Source organism: Halorubrum tibetense, from assembly GCF_042661865.1.
GTDB classification, from domain to species: domain Archaea; phylum Halobacteriota; class Halobacteria; order Halobacteriales; family Haloferacaceae; genus Halorubrum; species Halorubrum tibetense.
Genome location: NZ_JBHSWW010000157.1, coordinates 1 through 5,653, shown reverse-complemented (window position 1 = coordinate 5,653; position 5,653 = coordinate 1). Strand labels below are relative to the sequence as shown.

Genomic DNA, 5,653 nt, shown 5'->3' with positions numbered 1-5,653 from the left:
CGCGGGCGGCGTCACGTTCGCCCAGCCGCGAGCCGCCGCGATCACTCTCCTGACGTTCGCGGCCCTCGCGACGCTCATCGCCGGCGCGGGGTCGCTCACGTACCGGTGGTACTTCCGCACCGAGATCCCCGACGGTGTCGCGATGATCCTCGGGGTCTCCGTCGTCGCGCTCTATCTCAACACGACGTCGCTCGGCGCGCTCGCGGGCGCGGAGGACCCCGAGCTGCTCACGGTCGACGGCGTCGTGTTCAACGTCGTCGCGCTCGGGCTGGCCGCCGCCGTCTCGCCGCTGGGTCGGTACGGCGGCGACCGACTCGCAGTCGACGTGTTCGCGCTCTCAGGAGTCAAAGGGATCGAGGGGGAGATGAGCCGGTTCGTCCGCACGCTCGGCCGGCGAACGCCGGTGACGCTCCCGGCGGCGGCCGAGATCGAGGACATGGACACTTACGAGCCGGTGTCCCTGGAAAAGAAGGCCGAGATGGCCGAGAAAACGCTGGTGTTTCCCCGGAAGCTCACGGTCGAGGAGCTGCGCGACCGGCTGGTGGAGCGCGTGAAAACCGACTTCGGGGTCGGTTACGTCGACGTGGACCTCACGGGCGACGGCACGGTGGAGTACTTCGCGGTCGGGTCACGGATGACCGGTCTCGGGCCGACGCTCGCGCCCGGCCGCGTTGCGGTCGCGCTCTCGGCCGACCCCGCGAACAACGCGACCGCCGGCGACATGGTCCAGATATGGCGGACCGAGCCAGAGCCGAAACGCGTCGCGACCGGCGAGCTCCGCGGGGTGGCCGACGACGTCGCGACGGTCGCGCTCGACGACGGTGACGCCGCTGAACTCTCCGTTGAGGGCGGTTATCGACTGATTACGTTGCCGGCGGAGCCACAGGCGGACCGGGAGTTCGCGTCCCTGTTGCGCAACGCCGACGAGACGATGGCGACCGTGACCGTCAAAGCCGAAAGCGACCTCGTCGGAACCGCCGTCGGCGGCGTGACCACCGTGGTCGCTGCCGTCAGGTCCGACGGGGGAGCGGTCCAGCCGATCCCGCCGCGAGCGTACACGTTCGCCTCCGGCGACACGGTGTTTCTCGTCGGCCGGCCGGACGCGATCCGTCGGTTCGAGGCGGCTGCAGTGGAACACTCCCCGGAACCGGGAGTAGACGCCGACGGCGGTGACGGACCGAACTCGGGAGCCGGTGACTCCGAGGGACCCGACTCGGGGGCGCGTCACACCGACGAGGAACCGCGGGTCGCGGACGCTGCGGGATCGGAGTCGGCCGACACGGACGGGACACAACGCTGATTACCCGTCACCCGGGAGGGGACCGTATGGAGTGGAAGCTGTTCGCGGACCTCGCCGAGATCGCCGGCGACCGGGTGATCGACGTGGATGCCGACCCCGGTGACACCGTGGGAGACGCGCTCGATGCCCTGCTCGCGGCACGTCCTGACCTCCGCGAGCGGGTGCTCGATAACGGCGAGCTCGCCGACCACATCAACCTGCTGCGGAACGGTGGGAACGTCCAGCATCAGGACGGCCTGTCGACGGTGCTCGAACCGGGCGACGAGCTGGCGCTGTTCCCGCCCGTGAGTGGCGGCTGAACGCGGGCTCGCTCGGATCGGTCGTTTCAAACGCGCCCGCGCCACAGTGACGGGCATGAGCGACGACCACGACGAGGGGGGACACCACCCCTGCCGCGAGGAGTTCTCCGAGGACCCGGTCGGTCACACGCGGACGAGCGCGGGGATGACCGTCGGGGAGCTGGTGGAGGCGTACGGCGACGCGGGGATCGGCGCGGCCGACGTCCACGAGGCGGGGGACGTGCTCGCGGAGATGTTCGGTAACGAGGACTGTACCGTCTTCCTCTCGCTCGCGGGCGCGATGGTCCCGGCAGGAATGCGGCGGGTCGTCTCGGACCTGATTCGCGACGGGTACGTCGACGCGCTCGTCACGACCGGCGCGAACCTCACACACGACACCATCGAGGCGATCGGCGGGAAACACCACCACGGGCGGACACACGACCCGGAGAAGAGCCCACGGGAACACGACGAGGGGCTCCGCGACGAGGAGGTCGACCGCATCTACAACGTCTACTTACCCCAGGAGCATTTCGCCGAGTTCGAGGGCCACCTCCGTGCGGAGGTGTTCCCCGACCTGGACGGGGAGGGAGCCGTCTCGATCGCGGAGCTCTGTACGGCGCTCGGTCGCGCGAACGCCGAGGTGAACGAACGCGAGGGGATCGCCGAGGACGCCGGCGTGGCCGCGGCCGCCTACGAGGCCGACGTGCCGATCTACTGTCCGGCGGTACAGGACTCCGTGTTGGGGTTGCAGGCGTGGATGTACGGGCAGACGGCCGATTTCACGCTCGACGCGCTCGCGGACATGACGGAGCTCACGGACCTGGCGTTTGCGGCCGACGACGCCGGGTGTCTCCTCGTCGGCGGCGGCGTCCCGAAGAACTTCACCCTCCAGACGATGCTCGTCACCCCGCGCGCTTACGACTACGCGGTGCAGGTGACGATGGACCCCGAAGCGACCGGCGGGCTCTCCGGAGCCACGTTAGAGGAGGCGCGCTCGTGGGGAAAACTCGAGCGCGACGCGCGGAACGCCTCCGTCTACGGTGACGCGACCGTCATGCTCCCCCTGCTCGTTGCCGCCGCGCGCGAGCGTGTGGAATAGAGACGGGAACCGCCCGGCTGAGACGGAGCGTGCCCGAACGCCTAGGTAAATACCACTACGCGTCGGAACGGACCGGTCTCCCGAAATCACCTATATAACCGAGACGGGTCTATCGCGGAGACGCCGATCGGACCACGAGAGATGGAGATCTCGAACGACGGTATCGCCGAGAAGTGGATTCAAAATAAAACGAAGCCCGATCGGGGTATATAACCGGCGTCATCGGAGGGGCCGGTCCCGTACCGACCGATCCGTGGCGGTCGCTATCGGAACCGTCGTCGGAGAAGCGCTCGCTCCGCGGTACCCGATCGGTCGGCTACTGGATGTGGCCTTCGCGGCGCAGCTGGTCGGCGTCCTCGTCGGTGTACCGCCACTCGACGTTCGCCTTCTCGTCCTGCCAGTCCCACGGCTCAGCGAGGACGACGTCGCCCTCGTTGATCCACGTACGATACTTCATACGGCCCGGAATACGGCCCAGTCGCGTCTCTCCGTCCACACAGCGCAGGCGGACGTGGTTACCGCCGAGGTGCTCGGTCACGACGGCGAACACTTCGTCATCTGAGGGCATTCGGAGGTTCCGACGCCCGGATTCTTCGCTCACGTCCGTCGGTAGAACGGGCGGCCGTATAAGTGATTGGAGACGCGTGTGACCGTTCGTCGTGTGACGTTTTCTCACGCTGACCGGGGCCGACGAGACGCGTACCGGGCGGGTATCACCCGGCTCCGGGACGCCATGCCGACCGCTTGCCGGCCACCTGCCGACCGCTTGCCGGCCACCTGCCGACCGCTTCCGTCGCTCAGTCGAACACGTCGTCGACCTGGTCGAACGTCGCCGCCTCACCGCCGGAGTTGTCGACGACGCGGTGGTCGGAGTCGATCCCGTCGAACAGCTTCTTGAACCGGAGGTGGATATCGAAGTCCGCGTCACTTATCCCGTCACGCTGTTCGATCCGTCGTTTCACGACCGTCTCGTCGCACTCGACTTTCACGAGATCGAAGGTGTCGGCCGCGTCCCGGGCCATCCCTCGAACGTCGCGGCGAAACCGCTCGTCCGCGAAGGTGGCGTCGAGGACGACGGCGTCGCCGTCGACGACGCGCTCGCGGGCGCGCTGTATCAGCGTGTCGTACACCGCTTCGGTCTCCTCGTCGGCGTACGTCGGGTCGGGGAAGAGCTCCTTGCGGATCACGTCGGTTCGGAGGATCTCGCCGTCGACGTGGTCGGCGATCCGCTTCGCAACGGTCGTTTTACCGACGCCCGGGAGCCCGCAAACGACGACGAGTTTGCCAGGGTCCGCCTCCGAGCCGGACGGTGTGGACGACCCGTGTGTGTCGTCCGGTTTCGATCCGTCGCCCGGCTCGGTCGCCGGTGGTCCGTCCGGCTCGGTCGCCGGTGGTCCGTCCGTCGTGATCGGCCCCTCGGTCGTGGGGGCCTCGTCCGGGACCGATCCGGAGGCAGGTGGGTCCTCTCCCGTCGGTTGTCCGCTCGCCTCGGGTGAGGCGGCGTCGGCCGCGTCACGGTTCGACATCGGCACCTCGCAGGGGGTCGGCCGTCGGTCGCCCTCCGTGACTCATCCGGATCGAGAGTCCGGCGAGAGCTACATGAAGCTTCCCCTCCCGCCGCGTGTGAGCCCCGAGCGAAGCGTTCAAATCCCGTCCCGACCACCCCACCTCCATGGAAAGCATCATCCTCGACGAGAAAGACGAGATGCTCGCGCCCGCGGTCGTGGTCGCGACGGCGGCGCTCATCGGCGTGTTCGTCCTCGGCCTGTTGTATCAGGCGGTCGGACTCGTCATCTGACGGTCGTTCCCCGGTTGCCCGAAGCGATCCGGTTTTGCCCCTTCGACGGGGAAACCGGATATGACTCGTGATCGACTCACGGAGCTGCTCGACCGCAACGACGCCCACGTCGCGGCCCTCGACCGCGGCGCGTTCGCTGACAAGCGGGACGTTCAGCGTCCACCGGTCGTCTCCGTCTGCTGTTCCGACTCCCGCGTCTCTCAGGAGGGGATGTGGTCCGTCGACGGGCCGGGCTACCTCTTTACCGCCGGCAACATCGGTAACCGCGTGATCGACGTCACCGAGGACGGCGAGCGCGTCCTCGAAGGCAGCGCCGCGTACCCGCTCGGACACACCGAGACGAACGTCCTCGCGGTCGTGGGCCACACCGGTTGCGGCGCGGTCGGCGCGGCGTTACACGCGGTTGAAACGGGTGAGTACCCCGCAGAGGCGGGCGTCAGGGCCGACGTGGAGGAGCTCGTTCCGATCGTGGAGGAAGGGACGACGGATCCGGCGGTCGTCGAGGGCGACGCGGATACGACGCTGCGGAACCGGCTGGTCGAGTACAACGTCCACGAGCAGGTCTCGTTCGCCACGGGGGACCCCGACGCGGCGGGTGCGGACGTGTACGGCTTCGTCTACGACTTCCACGGGGCGTACGGCGAACGCGACGGCGCGGCCTACCTCGTGAACGCCAACGGCGACCGCGACCCCGACAGCCTTCGCGAGCTCGTCGGGCCCGACCGAACCGATCACGTCGGGACCCTTCTCGCGGGCGAGTAGCCGCCGGAGCCGCGAACCACGGAGCCGAAAGTCCCGGAGCCGAAAGTCCCGAAGCCACGAGCAACGTGCCCCGAGTCGCGGGGCGTTCGACCCCAACCGCCCGACCGCCGCGCTACTACAGCCGCGGCGACCGCTGTGACCTCCGCACCGACCGATCCGCATCCGACAGCCGTATGGCGTCGGGAGCCGAATCGAACCCAATGGACCGCCGCGTGCTATTCGCGACCCTCATCCTGTTTGCCGGCGGCGCGGCGGGCGTCGGCGTCGCCACGTTCGCGTTCGTCGGTCTCGACGATCCGACTCCCGACGCGACCGTCATCTGGGAGTCGGACTCCGCCGACGGCGACGATGGGAGCGGGGCCGCGACCGCGACCGTCGACGGCGACACACTCGTCCATCAGGCCACTCTCGAC

7 protein-coding genes and 1 pseudogene are annotated in these 5,653 nt (G+C 68.6%); 6 read left to right on the top strand and 2 right to left on the bottom strand.

Annotated features, from left to right (window positions below; genetic code table 11):
* The 3 genes from ACFQEU_RS10480 to ACFQEU_RS10470 form a co-directional block, all read left to right on the top strand.
* A partial coding sequence (locus tag ACFQEU_RS10480) for a cation:proton antiporter regulatory subunit (protein ID WP_379781888.1) occupies positions 1–1,300 on the top strand: 1,300 nt, incomplete at its 5' end.
* Positions 1,301–1,326: 26 nt separating this feature from the next.
* Entirely contained in the window at positions 1,327–1,599 is a 273-nt protein-coding gene (locus tag ACFQEU_RS10475) for a ubiquitin-like small modifier protein 1 (RefSeq protein WP_379781886.1), read from the top strand.
* A 55-nt stretch (positions 1,600–1,654) separates the two neighbouring features.
* On the top strand, positions 1,655–2,680 hold the full coding sequence (locus ACFQEU_RS10470; RefSeq protein WP_379781884.1) for a deoxyhypusine synthase: 1,026 nt from the start codon (positions 1,655–1,657) through the stop codon (positions 2,678–2,680).
* Positions 2,681–2,996: 316 nt separating this feature from the next.
* On the opposite strand, the gene eif1A is transcribed toward ACFQEU_RS10470, so the two are convergent.
* Both eif1A and ACFQEU_RS10460 read right to left on the bottom strand, forming a co-directional pair.
* Entirely contained in the window at positions 2,997–3,281 is a 285-nt protein-coding gene (gene eif1A, locus ACFQEU_RS10465; protein ID WP_379781882.1) for a translation initiation factor eIF-1A, read from the bottom strand.
* Positions 3,282–3,477: 196 nt separating this feature from the next.
* On the bottom strand, positions 3,478–4,206 hold the full coding sequence (locus tag ACFQEU_RS10460; protein ID WP_379781880.1) for a P-loop nucleotide/nucleoside kinase family protein: 729 nt from the start codon (positions 4,204–4,206) through the stop codon (positions 3,478–3,480).
* A 146-nt stretch (positions 4,207–4,352) separates the two neighbouring features.
* On the opposite strand from ACFQEU_RS10460, the gene ACFQEU_RS10455 reads away from it, so the two are divergent.
* From ACFQEU_RS10455 to ACFQEU_RS10445, 3 genes and pseudogenes are all read left to right on the top strand, one after another.
* Positions 4,353–4,478, top strand: a complete 126-nt coding sequence (locus ACFQEU_RS10455; protein WP_379781878.1) for a hypothetical protein — start codon at positions 4,353–4,355, stop codon at positions 4,476–4,478.
* A 60-nt stretch (positions 4,479–4,538) separates the two neighbouring features.
* Entirely contained in the window at positions 4,539–5,240 is a 702-nt protein-coding gene (locus ACFQEU_RS10450) for a carbonic anhydrase (protein ID WP_379781876.1), read from the top strand.
* Between the two features lie 200 nt (positions 5,241–5,440).
* A pseudogene (locus ACFQEU_RS10445) lies at positions 5,441–5,653 on the top strand (PQQ-binding-like beta-propeller repeat protein); the annotation flags it as partial.

What these genes read in the sequence shown, in the direction of transcription:
- ACFQEU_RS10475 (WP_379781886.1), top strand. Translation starts at nt 1,327, where the DNA reads ATGGAGTGGAAGCTGTTCGCGGACCTCGCCGAGATCGCCGGCGACCGG.
- ACFQEU_RS10470 (WP_379781884.1), top strand. Translation starts at nt 1,655, where the DNA reads ATGAGCGACGACCACGACGAGGGGGGACACCACCCCTGCCGCGAGGAG.
- ACFQEU_RS10460 (WP_379781880.1), bottom strand. Translation starts at nt 4,206, where the DNA reads ATGTCGAACCGTGACGCGGCCGACGCCGCCTCACCCGAGGCGAGCGGA.
- ACFQEU_RS10455 (WP_379781878.1), top strand. Translation starts at nt 4,353, where the DNA reads ATGGAAAGCATCATCCTCGACGAGAAAGACGAGATGCTCGCGCCCGCG.
- ACFQEU_RS10450 (WP_379781876.1), top strand. Translation starts at nt 4,539, where the DNA reads ATGACTCGTGATCGACTCACGGAGCTGCTCGACCGCAACGACGCCCAC.